The sequence below is a fragment of the Tardiphaga sp. P9-11 genome (assembly GCF_008329525.1).
Taxonomy (GTDB): domain Bacteria; phylum Pseudomonadota; class Alphaproteobacteria; order Rhizobiales; family Xanthobacteraceae; genus Tardiphaga.
The window spans coordinates 184,531-201,279 of the sequence record NZ_NPKQ01000009.1 but is presented as its reverse complement, the minus strand read 5'-3'; the positions used below and the strand labels follow the sequence as shown (position 1 = coordinate 201,279).

The 16,749-nt window shown below is 61.9% G+C and carries 13 protein-coding genes; 6 read left to right on the top strand and 7 right to left on the bottom strand.

Annotation, left to right across the window (positions count from 1 at the left end; all coding sequences use genetic code 11):
- Window positions 1-120 precede the first annotated feature (120 nt).
- Window positions 121-849, bottom strand: coding sequence for an outer membrane protein (locus tag CIW50_RS24045; protein WP_149533687.1), 729 nt, complete (start codon window positions 847-849; stop codon window positions 121-123).
- Between the two features lie 452 nt (window positions 850-1,301).
- Between CIW50_RS24045 and CIW50_RS24040 the strand changes: the two genes are divergently transcribed.
- Window positions 1,302-1,646: a hypothetical protein gene (locus tag CIW50_RS24040; protein WP_149533686.1), complete on the top strand. Its 345-nt coding sequence runs from the start codon at window positions 1,302-1,304 to the stop codon at window positions 1,644-1,646.
- A gap of 161 nt (window positions 1,647-1,807) precedes the next feature.
- On the opposite strand, the gene CIW50_RS24035 is transcribed toward CIW50_RS24040, so the two are convergent.
- Entirely contained in the window at window positions 1,808-3,676 is a 1,869-nt protein-coding gene (locus tag CIW50_RS24035) for a dihydroxy-acid dehydratase domain-containing protein (RefSeq protein ID WP_149533685.1), read from the bottom strand.
- A 341-nt stretch (window positions 3,677-4,017) separates the two neighbouring features.
- Between CIW50_RS24035 and greA the strand changes: the two genes are divergently transcribed.
- Window positions 4,018-4,500 (top strand): transcription elongation factor GreA, encoded by a 483-nt coding sequence (gene greA / locus CIW50_RS24030; protein ID WP_149533684.1) that lies wholly within the window; start codon window positions 4,018-4,020, stop codon window positions 4,498-4,500.
- A 90-nt stretch (window positions 4,501-4,590) separates the two neighbouring features.
- Here the strand turns inward: greA and CIW50_RS24025 are convergent, their stop codons facing one another.
- Window positions 4,591-5,649, bottom strand: coding sequence for a ketopantoate reductase family protein (locus tag CIW50_RS24025; protein ID WP_149533683.1), 1,059 nt, complete (start codon window positions 5,647-5,649; stop codon window positions 4,591-4,593).
- A 232-nt stretch (window positions 5,650-5,881) separates the two neighbouring features.
- On the opposite strand from CIW50_RS24025, the gene CIW50_RS24020 reads away from it, so the two are divergent.
- Window positions 5,882-6,871 carry a Bug family tripartite tricarboxylate transporter substrate binding protein gene (locus tag CIW50_RS24020; RefSeq protein WP_149533682.1) on the top strand — a complete coding sequence of 330 codons (990 nt, stop codon included), beginning with the start codon at window positions 5,882-5,884 and terminating at the stop codon, window positions 6,869-6,871.
- Window positions 6,872-6,940: 69 nt separating this feature from the next.
- Here CIW50_RS24020 and CIW50_RS24015 read toward each other — a convergent pair whose 3' ends face one another.
- Together CIW50_RS24015 and CIW50_RS24010 are read right to left on the bottom strand one after the other, a co-directional pair.
- On the bottom strand, window positions 6,941-7,855 hold the full coding sequence (locus tag CIW50_RS24015) for a 3'-5' exonuclease (RefSeq protein ID WP_246664435.1): 915 nt from the start codon (window positions 7,853-7,855) through the stop codon (window positions 6,941-6,943).
- A 129-nt stretch (window positions 7,856-7,984) separates the two neighbouring features.
- Complete coding sequence (locus CIW50_RS24010; protein ID WP_149533681.1) at window positions 7,985-9,547, bottom strand: adenylate/guanylate cyclase domain-containing protein; 1,563 nt, start codon at window positions 9,545-9,547, stop codon at window positions 7,985-7,987.
- 251 nt (window positions 9,548-9,798) lie between these two features.
- Here CIW50_RS24010 and CIW50_RS24005 point away from each other — a divergent pair, with 251 nt between their 5' ends.
- Both CIW50_RS24005 and CIW50_RS24000 read left to right on the top strand, forming a co-directional pair.
- Entirely contained in the window at window positions 9,799-11,052 is a 1,254-nt protein-coding gene (locus CIW50_RS24005) for an acetyl-CoA C-acetyltransferase (protein WP_149533680.1), read from the top strand.
- Window positions 11,053-11,243: 191 nt separating this feature from the next.
- Window positions 11,244-12,836, top strand: a complete 1,593-nt coding sequence (locus CIW50_RS24000; RefSeq protein ID WP_149533679.1) for a gamma-glutamyltransferase family protein — start codon at window positions 11,244-11,246, stop codon at window positions 12,834-12,836.
- A gap of 26 nt (window positions 12,837-12,862) precedes the next feature.
- Here the strand turns inward: CIW50_RS24000 and feoB are convergent, their stop codons facing one another.
- The gene (feoB, locus tag CIW50_RS23995) at window positions 12,863-14,749 is read right to left on the bottom strand and encodes a ferrous iron transporter B (RefSeq protein ID WP_149533678.1); all 1,887 of its coding nucleotides are present in this window, start codon (window positions 14,747-14,749) and stop codon (window positions 12,863-12,865) included.
- Window positions 14,746-15,033, bottom strand: coding sequence for a FeoA family protein (locus CIW50_RS23990; RefSeq protein ID WP_149533677.1), 288 nt, complete (start codon window positions 15,031-15,033; stop codon window positions 14,746-14,748). Before CIW50_RS23990 ends, feoB begins: the two co-directional genes overlap by 4 nt.
- A 266-nt stretch (window positions 15,034-15,299) precedes the next feature.
- On the opposite strand from CIW50_RS23990, the gene CIW50_RS23985 reads away from it, so the two are divergent.
- On the top strand, window positions 15,300-16,643 hold the full coding sequence (locus tag CIW50_RS23985; RefSeq protein WP_149533676.1) for a TAXI family TRAP transporter solute-binding subunit: 1,344 nt from the start codon (window positions 15,300-15,302) through the stop codon (window positions 16,641-16,643).
- Window positions 16,644-16,749: the final 106 nt, after the last annotated feature.

The following is a 16,749-nucleotide window of genomic DNA, read 5'->3' as shown; positions in this document are numbered from 1 at the left end:
CGGGTAAACCGACAACCTTTGGCTGTCGCGGGGCTTGCGAGGTTACCAAAGGGTAAAACAAAAAGGCCGGCGTTTCCGCCGGCCTTTCCGTAGTCAGAGGCCTGTAACCAGGCGTGAAGCTCAGTACTTCGCGACGACCGGGCCACCCCAGTTGAAGCGGTAGTTCAGGCCAGCCTTGACGGTGTGCTCGTCGTTGCGGGACGACACGCCAGCCAGCGCGACCGGGGTCGTGAAGGTGGTCTTGCCGAAGTCGTAGTACTGGTACTCAACCTTGCCCGACCAGTTCTGGGTGAACATGTATTCGAGACCAGCGCCGACGGTGTAACCGTCATGCTTGGTGCCAGCTGCGAAGGCAACCGGAGTGCCGACGCCGGTCAGGACCAGCGATTCGCTGTAGTCGGAGTAAGCGTAGCCGCCCTTCACGTAGAGCAGTGCCGGACCCCAAGTGTAACCGATACGACCGGTGACCGAGCCGAGGCCCTTCTGGTTCAGGTTGTAGGTGACGCCTGGCGTGGTGAGGAAAGCGACGTTGGTGTTGTTCGAACCAACCCAGCTGTACTGACCTTCGATACCAACAACCCAGTTCGGAGCGAACTGGTAGTCAGCGCCGATCTGCAGACCGCCGAGGAAGCGACCATCCGAATTGTCGGAGGTGCCGCCGAAGCCGTTCGAGCCGTTGAACGCGCCGCCGACGTGGCCACCGATGTAGAAACCGGTCCAGTTGTAGATCGGGGCGGCAACGTAAGCCGGAGCCTTGGTGTAGGGACGGGCGGCCAGGTCAGCGGCCATTGCCGGAACCGAAGCGCCCAGAGCGATCAGGGCAACAGTGCCCAACAGGAAGTTCTTCATTTTCTTCTTCTCCAGAAAACCATTTTAGAGCGAGAGCGCGTTCGCTCCGTCTATGGCGTGGACTTAGACAGCTTTTGCATAAAATGCTGTCACCCATTCGCCACAGCAATCGACAACCCGACGCGATTTGGATTGGCGCGACGACATGCTTATCGGCGCCTTAATGAAAGCTGAAAGATGCCTTAATTTGCAGAGGTTTAGCGGACCAAGATACCTGCTCGCCTAACCCGCAGCAGTTTGGTTTTACTCCAGATCGCATTATTGTGATCACCTAAACCACAGCGCTCCTTCAGCGTCGGCTGCAGCTTCTCGCGTCACGTTTGGAACGCCTCAAAACGCGATGCAAACGCCGGCAACAAGCCGCCCCATCTGACATTGGAAACAAAAAACGCGCGACCCGTTAGATGTTTGCGCGGTGCCCGTCGGCGCCTCCGTGAATGGAATCGCGTTGCATGCAGGTTGAGCGGATTTTACGTGAGTACGGCCACTTCCTTCGGCCGATGAGTGAGGCGCCACGCGACGGTCAGCGAATCCTTGGCCACTCTGCCAGGGGCGGCCATCTCGTTTCCTGCTACTGGGAACTGCGCCCCCAAGCCCTGATCGGGCCGAACTGGGTGGAGGAGCGCGATAGCCCCATCGGTTATATCGACCGCTATTTTGATGGCTGGATCGGGCCCCGCGAATTCAGGCTGCTTGATTCGATCGCCATCAACCGTTTGCTCGTCGCCTATATCGATGATGCGCGCGCCGCCGATAACCGAGAGGCGCTCAAAATGCTCGAAGCGGGAGAGGGCTAGAGCATGATCCCGAAAAGTGGATGCCGGTTTTCGGATAAGATCATGCTTTCAATAAAGAAAAATGCTCCAGCCGCGTTGGGACGAGCTGATGGAAGAGGGCGGGAAATGGCTCGGGCCGGGAGCTTCGCAGCAACCCCGGCCCTGACCGCCTGTCCTCAGGTCTAGAAAGCCTTGTTGGCTTCCGGACGATGCGTATTTTTCGGCACGAAACCCGAGCGCGCGGCTTCGCGCTGGTTGCGCACCCAAACATCGCGATTGGGGTGCAGGCCGGCGCCGCGGGTGGCGGGGACTGCGCTGGTGCGGGCGCGATGCAGCAGGCGCGTGTCGGCGTCGCCGCAATTCGGATGGATGCCGCCGTTGTCCGCGACGACCTTGTCCCATGCCGTCTTGCGCTGCTTGTAGACTGCAGGATCCTTAAGCTGCGTGCAGTTGAGCTCGTTGACGTTGAGATCGGCAACGATCTCGTCACCATCCTCGATCAGCGCGATGGCGCCGCCGAGCGCAGCTTCCGGCCCGACATGGCCGATCACGAGGCCCACTGAACCGCCTGAGAAGCGGGCGTCGGTCATCAGGCCGACGACGATGCCACGTTCGCGGCACAGCGTCGTGATGCGCGAGGTCGGATCGAGCATTTCCGGCATGCCGGGTGCGCCGACAGGGCCATCGTAACGCACGATGACCATGTCGTGGTTCTGGAAACGCTCGGGATGCTTGTCGAGCGCTGCGAGCAGGCCGCGTTCGCCTTCGAATACGCGCGCGGTGCCGCGGAACAGATTGTCCTCAAGGCCGCCTTCGACGCCAGCGAGCTTGAGGATCGCCGAGAACTCCGGCGACAGATTGCCGCCGAGCACGCGCAGGCCGCCGGTCGGCTTGTAGGGCTTGGCAACGGTATAGACGACCTTGCCGTCGGCCGGCTTGGTCTCCAGGCGCTTGATTTGCTGTGCCAGCGTTTCGCCGGTGCAGGTCAGCACGTCGCCATTAATCAGGCCGGCTTCCATCAGTTCGCGCACGATCACCTGCACGCCGCCGACCGCATCGATGTCGACCATCGAATACTTGCCATAGGGACGCGCGTCGGTGAGCACCGGCACGATGTATTGTGACAGGTAGTTGAACTCCGCCGGCGTCATGACGTCCTTCCAGAAGTCGGCGAAGCCGGCCGCGCGCGCGATTTCCGGCGCATGCAGCGTGACATTGGTCGAGCCGCCGATCGCCATCGAAACGATCACCGCGTTGCGAATGCTGTCGCGGCTCACGATGTCGCGCGGCTTGATGCCCTTGGCGATCATGTTGGCAAGATAGCCGACGAGCTGCTCCGGGAATTCCTTCAGGCGGCGCGGATCGTCGGATGGCGGCGCCACCATGTGCAGCGGCTGCATGCCGACGACGCCGATGAAGGTCTGCATCGTGTTGTAGGTGAAGATGCCGCCGCACGAGCCGATGCCCGGGCAGGCATGGCAGGCGATGTGGTGGCGATATTCGGCGTCCGCATTGCCGGCGACCTGATAGGCGCTGACGATGTCCAGCTTCTCGCCGGTCTTCGGGTCCTCGCCCGGATGGATCGACCCGTCCGACATGATGATGCCGGGCTCGTTGTGTTCGAGCAGCGCAGCCAGTGTGCCGACCGGAGGTTTGTCGCAGGCAACCACGGCAATAGTGCCGAGCAAGCCGGTGGCGCTCAGATGCTCGCTTAGCGCATCATTGGTGACTTCACGTCCAATCAGCGAATAGCGCATTTCGCGCGTGCCGTTGCGGATGCCGTCCGAAGTGGCGATGGTGTATTCCGGCTGTACCAGGCGATAGGGCAGCTGGCCTTCGCCGCGGCCGATCCGCTTCTTCAGGCTCTCATGGATCGCGTCCACCTTGGACATCACGCCCATGTAACACTGGCTGTCGCCTTTGGTGCCTACCACGCCCACCGACGGCTCATGGATGAGCGTCTCGTCCGTCCCCAGCACGCGCGCAATCCCGATGGTCTGCGCAGAGCGGCCTGGATGATTGTCGATGGTGACGACGGGCGACTTGGACACGGCGAATTCCTTCCTGACGGCTTTCTTGATCGGCGAGGTTTGAGAGCACCGCCGCCGGCGTTCGGCATTGAGGCATGTCAGACCCTGCAGTCAGGGCAGGGTCCGTCACGATCCAGTTTAGGATCGGTCTAGCCAGTCCATAACCCTCTCAGATCGCAAACACAATCGGATTGACCGTCCGCTCGAACATGGCTGTGTTGATGCCTCCCGCTACCGTAAAGCAGCAAAAATCGGGTAGGCCGGTTTGCGCGATCAGGCTACTTCTGCATGGTTTTGACAAACCGGTGGGATAATCGCCATCTGCACCGTCAGTGCGGACCGCGCCGAACCGGAGTTCGAGAGTGAGCGTTGCTTTCACCAAGGAAGAGAGTGCCGAAACGGCGTCGGAAACGCAGTTGCCCGACCGCCCGATTTCGCCGCATCCGAACCTCGTGACCGAGGCCGGGTTGAAGGCGCTGGAGTTACAGCTTCGACAGGCGCGCGAGGCCCATGACGCGGCGAGCGCGATCGATGACGTGAACGAGCGGCGGCGGCAGGCGGCGATCCCGTTGCGCGATATGCGTTATTTTACGGCACGTGTGCGCACGGCCCGGCTCGTCCCGGCCCCGACGTCAACGGATACTGTGGCTTTCGGCAGCACGGTGACCTTTAGCCGCAATGACGGGCGCGTGCAGACCTATCGGATCGTGGGCGAGGACGAAGCGGACCCCAAGGCGGGATCGATCTCTTTCGTCTCTCCTGTCGCGAAGTCGCTCATGGGCAAAGCCGTCGGCGATGTCGTCGGCGCAGGTGCCCAGGAGCTCGAGATCATGGTCATCGCGTAGACTGCGGGTGCCTTTCGCAACATCGGCCTCGCGACGACTGTTCGTCGGGAGACCGATGGACGTGCTGCTGCGAACGATCGGAATGGCGCGTCAGATTCCAGCGCCGGACTCCAGCCGCTCGTTGAGCTTCTGATCGACGACTTCGACCGTACGGTCGATATTTGCATTTGTCATGCCGAGTTGATGCGAAATCAGCTTCACCAGAAGATCGACCCGCTCGATGAAAGGCGCACCGGCAGCCACCGCACGGGCCGCCGACGATGGCTTGAGCAGGCTCTCTGCCGCCTTGGCGTATTTCGCGAACGGTACCTGATCCCCGGGATCAGCGCCGAGGCGCCGCGCCACGGCATCGACATGCTCGTAGATCGATTGTGATACGTTCAGATCGCCGTGAACGGCATCGCGGATCGACTGCGGCTCTTCGGGCGTGATGCAGCGATAGTTGCCGGTCAATAGCATCGACCACTTCGCCAGTGGGACGAACAGCGAGTCGAATACCTTCAGCTTCACCGGCACGTCCTGGCCATCGAGCTTCACAGCGTCGATGTCAGCTTCGAGTTCGCGCAGCAGTTTATTGTGAGCCGGATCGGCAAAGGCCGATGCCTTGAAATTCGTCGGCAGGCCCACGTGAAGGACATTCGCCGCTTCTTCCGGCGGCCGGAAGGCCTGCGGATCGGGCGAGCACAGCGTCACCAGTCCGGGCTCGAAACGCTCCCACACCTGGGCATTGGTATAGGCCTCTTCGAGATTCATGTCGGCCAGCCCCGGAATACGCTTGAGGTAGGGCAGCGGCGGCATGTTCATGATCGACAGGCACGGAAGCTTCGCCGCGGCGATCTTGATCATCAGAACGCGGATCGTGTGGTTGGTGTATTGCGGCTCCTGCATCGCAAGGCCGACCAGATCGTATCGAGGCAGATCGACCTTGTCGGGCGACGTCGCATCCAGTTTCCCCGGCAGGTCGCGCGAGAAGATGGCGCGGTGATTGGGTTCGTCGCGCAGCTTGATGCGTACTTCAGTGCCGTCGCGGTTGATGAGCTCTGCGGTGTTCTTCCGGCAGATCAGGGTCACGTTGTGACCGGCCATCAAGAGCTTTGTAGCCAGCAATGAGCCGTAAGAAGCTCCGAGAATCAGAATATTCCGCGCCATGGTGTTTCATTCCTCAAGTGATGTGTGCGCGCCAGATCCGAACGGTCCGGCATTTTTAGTTGGCGCGGACACTACTGCACCGCTGCGTTTCGATCCAGATGGCGCGTGCCGATGTGTGCAGTCCTGCGGGGCTGAAAGCGATTTGCTTTCCCTATGCGCCAATCTGTCCTGTCTATCGTCGTGGCGGAGGTCGGAGCGATCGGATACCGTCGTAAAAAACAGGGAGGGAAACATGTCTGCGATCATCAATCGTCGTCACTTCATTGCTGCGGGCTCGGCGGCGGTCGCCATGCCGTTCGTTGCGCGCGATGCTTCGGCACAAGCAGCGTGGCCGTCGCGGCAGATCCGTATGATCTGTAGTTATCCGGCCGGTGGGCAGACCGATCTCCTGGCGCGCGCCTTCGGCGAATATATCTCCAAGCAGGTCGGGCAGACCGTCGTCATCGAAAACAAGGCTGGCGCATCCGGCGCCATCGGCACGGCGGAAGTCGCGCGCGCCGAGCCTGATGGCCACACGATGCTCTGCTCCATCTCGACCACCTATGTGATGAACCGGGTGATGCTGAAGACGCCCGGTTACGACATGGACAAGGATCTGACGCTGGTCAGCGTCATTCCCGGCGCCGGATTGCCGCTGGTCGCGAGTCCGAAATCCGGCGTCAAGACACTGGAGGACTTCGTCGCCTTCGCGCGCAAGAACGACAAAGTGAACTTCGGCACCTATAGTGTCGGCTCGGCTCCGCATATGACGATCAACGAACTCAACAAGCAGTATGGCCTCAAGATCGAGCCGATCCACTATCGCGGTGAGGCGCCGATGTGGACGGGACTGGCGGAAGGCTCGATCGATTTTGCGATGGGCAGCTACACCGCTGCGCAGACCGTGCTGCAAGGCGACCGTGGTGTTGTGTTCGCCGTGCATTCGAAGAAGGTCGACGCGATCCCCAACGTGAAGACGTTGCCCGAGCAGGGCGCAACGTCGAAATTCTTCACCGTCAGCGGCTTCACGGGCTGGGCCGTACCCAAGGCGACGCCGCAGCCAATTGTTGATCGGCTGTCGCAGCTTTGTGTAGCGGCCAACAGCGATCCGAAAGTAAAGGAAGTGCTGAAGACCTTCGTGCTCGAACCGGCGCTCGGCTTCAAGGAGACCAATGCGCTGTATCAGAAGGAATTGCCGGTTTGGATCGAGGCGGCACAGGCGCTCGGTTTGCAGCCGGTCTAGTCTGCATGGAACGTTGACCGTTGGTCGCGCGGCTAAAAGCGAGAGGCTGGCCCGCCTGGGCCAGCCGCGCTAGGCGCGTACTGAAAACCGGCTCATCGCGCTGAGCGCTTGCACGCGAGGCTCGACATCGCGCATATAGATCGTCTTGCGCAGGAATTCGATTTCGCTCGCTTCTTTGCTTTCCTCGACGTCGATGTACCAGGATTTCGGCCGGCCGTCGGAACCGTCGCTCCAGCGATAGCCGCGTCGCTTCAGTTCGTCCTTGAGATCGAAAGGCGACTGTTCCGCCCAGACTCGCATCGTCTTCTTGCGGGCGCGCTCCAGCAAAACTGCAAGCGCCGGTTCGCCCAGGTCGGGCAGTTCAAAGGCGAGAATCTCCAGCAGTGCGTGGCAGTCGTCGATCGCCCTGTGCGCCTGGTGAAAGAAGCCGGCGCCAGCGAGCAGATAGCCCAGGCGCGATCCGTCGAAGCCGTGTTTGCGCCAGTCCACTTCCGTGGCGGAACAGCCCCAGGCCTTGTGCTGAAACACGGGCCAGTAGCGTTCGGAAAATTTGCGATCGAAACTCGCATTATGCGCGATGACGATGACGGCGTTGTCGGCGAATTTGGCGACTGCCTCCGGATCGATGCGGTGCCCTGCGACGATCTCGTCGGTAATGCCGGTCAGCTCGGTGATCTCCGGCGGGATCGGCCGCGACGGCTCGCTGAATGCGGTGAAGATATCCGCGACGCGCGTGATGCTGCCGTCCGGCAGATAGTCGAACTTGATCATCGCGAGTTCGATGACTTCGTCGCGAACCTGATCGAGGCCAGTGGTCTCGACGTCGAGAAGAATGCCGGATCTGGTCGGCTGGCCATTGGCTGGCGCGAATTCGGTGCGCGGGATCAGCCGGCGCAGCACGCGGTAATCGGTCGATCGGGCGAGCGTGTCCGCCATGGCGGCAAGGCCGGGATTATCCTGCAGGCTAAGATCGTCTTGGAGCATCTGATTCCGGGCAGTTCTTCAGGCGCAGCGTCGTTCAGCCATGACTATGGTGTTCGCTGAATCGGGGCAACCTGCCTGCCGGCGATAGACACAGCTGTGTGGCGCTCAGGGCGCCACTTTTACGGCCGATTATACCTTGCGATCCAGCGAGGCCAGGGCCTTGTTCAGTACCGAGCGCAGGCGTTCGGTGTCGCTGGGCCGCACGGCCGCCGGGTCGAGATAGAAATCCAGCCCCGGCATGCGTTCAACGACGATATCGGTTTGCACCGGCTTGTCGTCGATGATGCTGTCCACCGCATAGGGTACGACCTCGCGGCTGATGCCTTTCATGGTGATCGGCGGCAGCGGATGCGAGGTGATGATGTCGCTCACCAGCGCGAAGGTTTCATAGCTGATGGCAATGCCGCCCGGCTCGGCGATCGACTGCAGGCGCGCCGCGAGATTGGCCTCTGCACCGATGATCGTATAGTCCATGCGATCGGCGCTGCCGAAATTGCCGACATTGCAATAACCGGAATTGATGCCGATGCGGGCCTTGAACGGTTCCTCGATGCCTTCGGTGCGCCACTTCGCATTCAGCTCAAGCAGTCTGCGTTGCATCCGCCACGCCATGCGCAGGCAGTCCTGCGCGTCCTGACGATCGCCTTTGGTATCAGGGTCGCCGAAGAAGATCAGCATCGCATCGCCGATGAACTTGTCGATGGTGCCGCCATATTTGTGGGCAATCGCCGACATCTCCGTGAAGTACTCGTTGAGCAGATGCGTGATCAGCTCCGGCTGCAGCCGCTCTGTCGTGGCCGTGAAATTCTGGATGTCCGAGAAGAAGATCGTCAGCTTCTTGCGCTCGGTATGGATCGTGACGTCCTTCTGGCCGCTGAAGATGCTCTTGTAGACCTGTGGCGAGATGTAACGTGAAATCTTCATCGAGAGCGTGGCGAGGAAATCGTTGTTGGCCTCCAGCTCCTGATTCATGCCGGCAATGCGCCGCGACTGGCGACGCTGCAAAGTGAGGAACGAGACGCCGCTGACGGCCGCCAGAGCGAAATAGGCCAGCAGGAACTTGAAGGAAAACAGGTTCGCCGCGATCGGCTGCGTGATGATCACTTCCTGAATGCCCCGGACATCGCCGACCTTCCAATCTTTCTTCGGACTTTCCGGATGGCTGTTGTGGCAGCTGACGCAGGCTGGGCCCATCAGCACCGGCGCGACGATGCGGACGGTGTCGCTGAACAGCGACGCCTTGGTGTCGATGATCTTCTGTTCGGAATTGTCGCGCAGGCTGCGCAGCGATGTCCTCTCAAAATCGTCAAGCTGGTGCGGCGCGCGGTTCTGGAATGGGTAATCCGACACGAAGCGGTAGTTGATGTTCTCCTGCTGCGCGCCGATCACCCGGCCGAGTTCGAGGGAAAGCGTCGCCGGGATCGGGATCGCGCCCGGAACGCTTTCATAATTATGAACCACCTCCGTGGTGCCCTGATGGGCCAGCACGCGCCCGACCACATTGGTTGCGTAATAACCACGCACGCTGGTGATCACGGAGTTCAGGTCATTGGCCTGCCGGCGCAAGGCGGCGTCAACCAGATTGGTCAGGTCGAGCCACACTGCTACAGGCAGCAGCAGCAAAAGCGCGGCGACGGCGAGCCCAGGCGCAAATACGCGAGAGCGTCGGCGGGGGACATCAGGCTGATCCATGAAGATAGGTTCCTGGATTTCTGGCTGTTGAGCGCAATGAGCGTGCAGCGGCGCGGCCGCCTCAGTCTCATAGCGCCGGTATGGTTATAATATCGTGCCTGGGTTGTGCCAATTTTCCGGTAGCGGATGACATTGCGCCAGATGCCCGCCAATTTTGGCAGACGTGCATGCCGCCTGCGCACCTTGACTTCACGAGTCGCTTGGCCAATCTCGCGGTCAGAAAAACACTTCAAAACTCTTGGGAGAAGAGCATGGCCGAGGCCTATATCATTGACGCAGTCCGCACGCCCCGTGGCATCGGCAAAGTGGGCAAGGGCAAGCTCGCTGAACATCATCCGCAGCATCTGGCAGCGACCGTGCTGAAGGCGATTGCTGAGCGTAATAAACTCAACACCGCCGACGTCGATGACGTGATCTGGTCGACCTCGACCCAGCGCGGCAAGCAGGGCGGCGATCTCGGCCGTATGGCCGCGCTCGATGCCGGCTATGACATCAAGGCTTCCGGCACTACCCTCGATCGCTTCTGCGGTGGCGGCATCACCGCGGTGAATTTCGCAGCAGCGCAGATCATGTCGGGCATGGAAGACGTCGTCATCGCCGGCGGCACCGAGATGATGTCGCTCACTGGTGCGATGGCTGCCGAAGACATGGCCGCCGGCAAGGCGCCGCTCGGCATGGGCTCGGGCAATAAGCGGCTCGCCAAGGTGCATCCGCAGTCGCATCAGGGCATCTGTGGCGACGCGATTGCCTCGATGGAGGGCATCAGCCGCGAGGCGCTCGATGCGCTCGGTCTGGAAAGCCAGCGTCGCGCAGCCATCGCGATCAAGGAAGGCCGTTTCGACAAGAGCATCGTCCCGGTGAGGGATGACGAGGGCAACATCGTGCTCGCGAAAGACGAGTACCCCCGCCCGGAAACCACTGCCGAAGGTCTCGCCGGTTTGAAGCCGGCTTTTGCTGCGATGGCCGATCATCCGCTCGATGCAGCGGGCATGACCTATCGCAAGCAGATCAACCAGAAATATCCGGATCTCAAGATCGAGCATTTCCACCACGCCGGCAATTCATCAGGCGTGGTCGATGGTGCCGCAGCCCTGCTGCTGACCTCGAAGTCCTATGCCGACAAGCATGGCCTGAAGCCCCGCGCGCGCATCGTGGCGATGGCCAATATCGGCGACGATCCGACCCTGATGCTGAATGCGCCGGTGCCGGCTGCGCAGAAGGTACTGGCAAAGGCCGGTCTCAAGAAGGAAGACATCGATCTGTGGGAGATCAATGAAGCCTTCGCCGTGGTCGCCGAGAAGTTCATCCGCGATCTCGATCTCGATCGCAACAAGGTCAACGTCAATGGCGGTTCGATCGCGCTCGGTCATCCGATCGGCGCCACCGGCGCGATCCTGATCGGGACCATTCTGGACGAACTCGAGCGCCGCAACCTGAAGCGCGGCCTGGTCACCATGTGCGCCGCCGGCGGCATGGCACCGGCGATCATCATCGAGCGCGTGTAAGCGCGCGCATACTCAACAATCCTGATCCCATGAAGGAGCATAGGTGCCACGCACCTGTGCTCCTTTGCGTTGGAGCATGACTTGCATCCGGCGGCCAAAGGGAAGGTTGCGCCTCGACCCTATCACAGTTCGGCGCGAAGGCATAAAACCACGGTTATTGTCGAAGCCAGAGCGTATCCCAAGGTTACACCATGCAATACAGACACGATGGACTTTATGCCTCCCGCCGTTCGCCGGTTATGGCGCGCAATGTGGTGGCGGCGTCGCAGCCGCTGGCGACACAGGCCGGGTTGCGCATGCTGGAACGCGGCGGCAATGCGCTGGATGCGGCGCTTGCGGCAGCGATCACGCTGACCGTGGTCGAGCCGACCGGCAATGGCATCGGATCGGACGCCTACTGCATCCTGTGGGACGGCAAGGAGCTGCACGGCCTCAACGCCTCCGGCCGGTCGCCGGCAGGATGGACTCCTGAGCGATTTGCAAATCACAAGACGTTCCCGCACCGCGGCTGGGAAAGCGTCACCGTACCCGGCGCCGTCTCTGCCTGGGTCGATCTGTCCGAGCGCTTCGGCAAGCTGCCCTTCGCGGATCTGTTCGGGCCCGCGATCTCCTATGCGGAGAATGGCTTCAATGTCTCGCCCGTGATTGCCGAACTCTGGCGCCGCGGCGCAGAGGAACTGAAGAACCAGCCGGGCTTCGCCGAAGCCTTCATGCCGAACGGTCGCGCGCCGGCGGCTGGTGAACTCTTCAAAGCGCCGGGCCATGCATATTCGTTGAAATTGATCGCCGAGACCAAAGGCGAAGCCTTCTATCGCGGCGAACTCGCCCAGCGCATCGCTGACTTTGCGCGCGAGCATGGTGCGGTGCTCGAAGAGGCTGATCTCGCCGCACACAAGAATGACTGGTGCGGCACCATCCATCAGGATTTCGGCGACGCATCGTTGCATGAGATACCGCCGAACGGGCAGGGCATCGCCGCGCTGATGGCGTTGGGTATCATGAGAGCCTACGGCACCGATGGTCTTGTGCTCGACAGCGGCGATGCTTTCCATTTGCAGATCGAGGCCACAAAGCTGGCCTTCGCCGATGTCTACGCTTACGCCGCCGACCTCGATTACATGCACGATGTCACCGTCGCGCATCTGCTCAATCCCGCCTATCTCGCGTCACGCGCCAAACTGATCGACATGAGCCGCGCGCAGGATTTCGGCGCCGGCGCACCCAAAACCGGCGGCACGGTGTGCCTGTCCACCGGCGACGCCAATGGCATGATGGTGTCCTATATCCAGTCGAACTATTCGGGCTTCGGCTCCGGCGTGGTCGTGCCCGGCACCGGCATCAGCCTGCAGAATCGCGGCTTCGGTTTCGTCCTGACCGATGGTCATCCCAATCAGGTTGGCCCGCGCAAGCGGCCGTTCCAGACCATCATTCCGGGCTTCGTCATGCAGGGCAAAGAGCCGCTGATGGCCTTCGGCCTGATGGGTGGTCCTATGCAGGCACAGGGCCATCTGCAGATCATGCTGCGCATGCAGCTCTGGGGACAGGATCCGCAGACCGCAGCGGATGCGCCGCGCTGGCGCTATGTGGCCGGGTTGAAAGTGGCGATCGAGACGGCGGTGCCGGACAATGTCGCCGCCGATCTCGCCAGCCGCGGCCATGTCATCGAGCGCGAGCCGCCGGATTCAGCTTTCGGCTTTGGTGGCGCGCAGCTCGTGCGCAGGATCGACAGCGGTTATGTCGCCGGATCCGATCCGCGCAAGGATGGCCTCGCAGCGGGCTATTGAGGCGACGACGTCGTCGTGGGGGTGCGCTACCCCAGCCCGGCGGCCTTCGCGATATTGTAGGTGATCAGGCTCGCCACATAGGCCAGTGCGAACATGTAGAGGAACGTCACCACCATCCACTTGGTGCTGCCGGTCTCGCGGCGGATCACGGCCAATGTTGAGGCGCATTGCGGGGCGAAGATGAACCAGGCCAGGAACGACAGGGCCGTCGCAAGGCTCCATTTGCTGGCCAGCGCCTGGCCGATGGCGTCTGCCGCTTCCTTGCCGCCTTCGATCGCATAGACGGTGCCGAGCGCGCCGACCGCGACTTCGCGCGCCGCCATGCCGGGGATCAGTGCCACCGTGATCTGCCAGTTGAAGCCGAGCGGCGCGAAGAACGGCTCCAGCGCGTGTCCGATGATGGCCGCAAGACTGTAATTGATCGCTGGCCCTTCGGCGCCGGCCGGCGCCTGCGGGAATGAGGCGAGGAACCAGATCAGGATCATCATCGACAGGATGGTGGTGCCGGCGCGCTGCAGGAACATCTTGGCGCGGGTGTAGACACCAATGGCGATGCTCTTGAGGCGCGGCAGCTTGTAGTCCGGCAATTCCAGCATGAACGGCGCCGGCTGGTAGTCGCGCCACATGAAGAACTTGATGACGAAGGACGCCGCCAGCGCGCTGCCGATGCCGGCGATATAGAGCCCGAACATCACGAGGCCCTGCAGATTGACCCAGCCCCAGACGGTCTCGGCCGGAATGAAGGCGGAGATGATCAGCGTATAGACCGGGATGCGCGCCGAGCAGGTCATCAGCGGCGCAATGAGGATGGTAGTGAGGCGGTCGCGGCGATTGTCGATCACGCGGGTCGCCATGATGCCGGGAATGGCGCAGGCGAAGCTCGACAGCAGGGGGATGAAGGCGCGGCCGTGCAGGCCGGCGCCGCCCATGACGCGGTCCATCAGGAACGCGGCGCGCGCCATGTAGCCGAAATCTTCCAGCAGCAGGATGAACAGGAAGATGATGATGATCTGCGGGAGAAACACGAGCACGCTGCCGACGCCGGCGATCAGACCGTTCTGCAGGAAGCTCTGGATGATTCCTTCGGGCAGCACCTGCGCCACCAGTGTGCCCAGCGCGCCGAAGGAATCCGACAGCAGTTCCATCAGCGGCTGCGCCCAGGAGAATACCGCCTGGAACATCACGAACAGAATGAGCGCGAGGATCACGAGACCGGCGACGGGATGCAGCACCACGGCATCGACGCGCGTGGTCAGCGTGTCCGGCTTGCTCGGCATCGTGACGGTTTCGCGGATGATGCGGTCAGCCTCGCGCTGCAGCGTTTTCATCTCGGACAGGCCGAGCGGCGTCCAGCCGTCGCCGGCGGTGACCGCCGGCATATTGGTGGCGAATTCGTCGGTGCGGTGACGCAGTTCCTCGACGCCGGCCTTCTTCACCGCGATCGAGGTGATGACAGGCACGCCAAGTGCTGCGGACATCGCGTCGACATCGATGCTGACGCCGCGGCGCTGCGCGATGTCGAACATGTTGAGCACCACCAGCAGCGGGCGACCGGTACGCTTGAGTTCCAGGATCAGCCGCAGCGTGAGGCGCAGATTGGTGGCGTCGGCGATGCACAGGACCAGATCGGGCGCAGCTTCGCCGGGGCGCTTGCCGAGCACGACGTCGCGGGTGATCTCTTCATCCGGGCTGCGGCCGCGCAGCGAATAGGTGCCGGGCAGGTCGAGCAGCGTCACCTGACGGCCGGCCGGCGTCACGAAGGCGCCTGCCTTGCGCTCGACGGTGACGCCCGCATAATTCGCCACCTTCTGGCGGCTGCCGGTGAGTGCGTTGAAGAGCGATGTCTTGCCGCTATTGGGGGCTCCCACCAGCGCGAGATGAAAGCGCTCGGTGGTCACGTCTGTATGGGTCATTTCACAACAACTGCCATGGCTTCGCGCCGGCGAACGGCGATCGTAATATTGTCGACGCGCACCGCGATCGGATCGCGCTGGATGGCGCCCTGATGCAGGATCTCGACGCGCGCGCCTTCGGTGAAGCCCATTTCCAGCAGATGCCGTTCGAGCTCGTGGCCGCTCTCGGCTGCGCCTGCAATATCGGGCTGCAATGCCACGATGGTCCCGATGAATCCGCGCGGCGCATTGCCGAGGCGCAACTCGTGTACGGATGTTTCAGATGCAGTCGGGTGGGCGGTCATGCCGGACCTTGTCGAGCAGCGTTCTGACAAGGTCAAGACAAACGCGCGTATGTTATTAGAATGATTATAAAAAGGCGCTCTGGCACCGCTTCTCGCCTGCCGAAGACGGGCGACCTGGAGCGTTAAGACACTCCGGCCGATTGTTCGTTCGCTACGCGCTGCTGGATTTTCATCATCTCTGCAAAGATGGATTTTCGCTGACGGCCCGCGCATGATGGCATACGGGCGGGGCCTCAGCGAATTTGCGGGACCGCGCAGGACCGAACATGAGCGTGCGATCCATTGCTTTCCCGTTCTGGGGCAGGGTGCTTCTGCTGGCCGGCATCTTCGGTCTGGTGCTGGGCGGCGGCCTTCTGACCTGGCGTTATATCGAGCGTCCGACCGTGCTCAAGCTGGCAGTCGGATCTATCGATGGCGAAGCCGGCAAGACGGCGGCAATCATCGCCAGCCATTTCGCCAACAAGAAGTCGCCGATCCGGCTGGATTTCGAGACCTTCGACAACGCCGTCGATGCCGGCAAGGCATTCTCTTCCGGTAAGGTCGATCTCGCTGTGGTCCGGGCCGATGTCGGCGATCTCTCCGAGGCGCGCGCCGTTGCCGTCATGGCCAAGGCGGTTGTCATGCTGATCGCGCCGCCCGGCTCGAAGATCACCAGTGTCGAGGGCCTGCGCGGCCGCACCGTCGGTGTGGTGGGCGGTGAGGTCAATCGCAAGCTGGTCGATGCGCTGACCAAACAATATGACCTGACGAGTGCGAGGGTCACATTCAAGAATCTCGAAGTCAGCGACACCCGGCGCGTAGTGGAGGCCCGGGAAGTCAGCGCGCTGCTGGTCGTGATCCCGCTGACTGAGAAGTATTTGTCTCAGGTGCGCGGTCTGTTCAAAACCGGCGCGCCGGTGTTGATCCCGATCGACGCCGCCGGCGCCATTGCCGATGCCAACGGTGCCTATGAAAGCTTCGACATTCCGAAAGGGTCGCTCCGCGGTGCGCCGCCCGTCCCGGATGATGACGTGACAACGCTTCGGGTCAGTTACTATCTGGTCGCGAACAAGAAGCTCCATTCCAGCGTGATCGCGCGTCTGACCGAAATGGTGGTCGCGGCGCGCCGCGATCTGATTGCCGGGCAACCGCAACTGGCCGGTATCGCCGCTGCCGACACCGATCCCGATGCCTTTATCCCCGTCCATCCCGGCGCCGCCGCTTACTATAACGGCACCGAGCAGAGCTTCATGGATAAATACGGCGATGACATCTATCTCGCACCCATGCTCCTTGGCGCTCTGGCCTCGATACTCGCTGCCGCCTGGCGGTTCCTCGGCATTCGCCCGCCCGATCACCGGGAGACGACGCTCAACGCACTTTACACATTGCCGCGCCGGATTAGGGCGGCGCCGGACGATGCGGAACTGTGCGCGATCGAACAGGAGGTCGACGACCTTCTCACCGCGCAGTTGGCGAAGACGATGCGAAATGACGAGGACGCACTGGAAATGGCGACGCTGGTCTCGGCAGCGCAGCGACTCGACAATCTCATTCATCATCGTCGTTCGGCGTTGGCGCGCGCCCCATTGTCCGCCGCGCCGGGTTCAAGCATCAAGTCAGAGACGTAGTTGTGCCAGGCAACGTACGCGTCTTCGCTCAGCGCCGCTCCGGCCGCGGCGATTGCCGGCCGCGGGGCTGTACAGGCTTCCTTTCCGCGCGGCGAGCGTATTCCGT

Excerpts from the sequence above, each read along its gene's own strand:
- CIW50_RS24045 (WP_149533687.1), bottom strand. The coding sequence starts at position 849 with ATGAAGAACTTCCTGTTGGGCACTGTTGCCCTGATCGCTCTGGGCGCT.
- CIW50_RS24040 (WP_149533686.1), top strand. The coding sequence starts at position 1,302 with ATGCAGGTTGAGCGGATTTTACGTGAGTACGGCCACTTCCTTCGGCCG.
- CIW50_RS24025 (WP_149533683.1), bottom strand. The coding sequence starts at position 5,649 with ATGGCGCGGAATATTCTGATTCTCGGAGCTTCTTACGGCTCATTGCTG.
- CIW50_RS24020 (WP_149533682.1), top strand. The coding sequence starts at position 5,882 with ATGTCTGCGATCATCAATCGTCGTCACTTCATTGCTGCGGGCTCGGCG.
- CIW50_RS24015 (WP_246664435.1), bottom strand. The coding sequence starts at position 7,855 with ATGCTCCAAGACGATCTTAGCCTGCAGGATAATCCCGGCCTTGCCGCC.
- CIW50_RS24010 (WP_149533681.1), bottom strand. The coding sequence starts at position 9,547 with ATGGATCAGCCTGATGTCCCCCGCCGACGCTCTCGCGTATTTGCGCCT.
- CIW50_RS24005 (WP_149533680.1), top strand. The coding sequence starts at position 9,799 with ATGGCCGAGGCCTATATCATTGACGCAGTCCGCACGCCCCGTGGCATC.
- CIW50_RS24000 (WP_149533679.1), top strand. The coding sequence starts at position 11,244 with ATGCAATACAGACACGATGGACTTTATGCCTCCCGCCGTTCGCCGGTT.
- feoB (WP_149533678.1), bottom strand. The coding sequence starts at position 14,749 with ATGACCCATACAGACGTGACCACCGAGCGCTTTCATCTCGCGCTGGTG.
- CIW50_RS23990 (WP_149533677.1), bottom strand. The coding sequence starts at position 15,033 with ATGACCGCCCACCCGACTGCATCTGAAACATCCGTACACGAGTTGCGC.
- CIW50_RS23985 (WP_149533676.1), top strand. The coding sequence starts at position 15,300 with ATGAGCGTGCGATCCATTGCTTTCCCGTTCTGGGGCAGGGTGCTTCTG.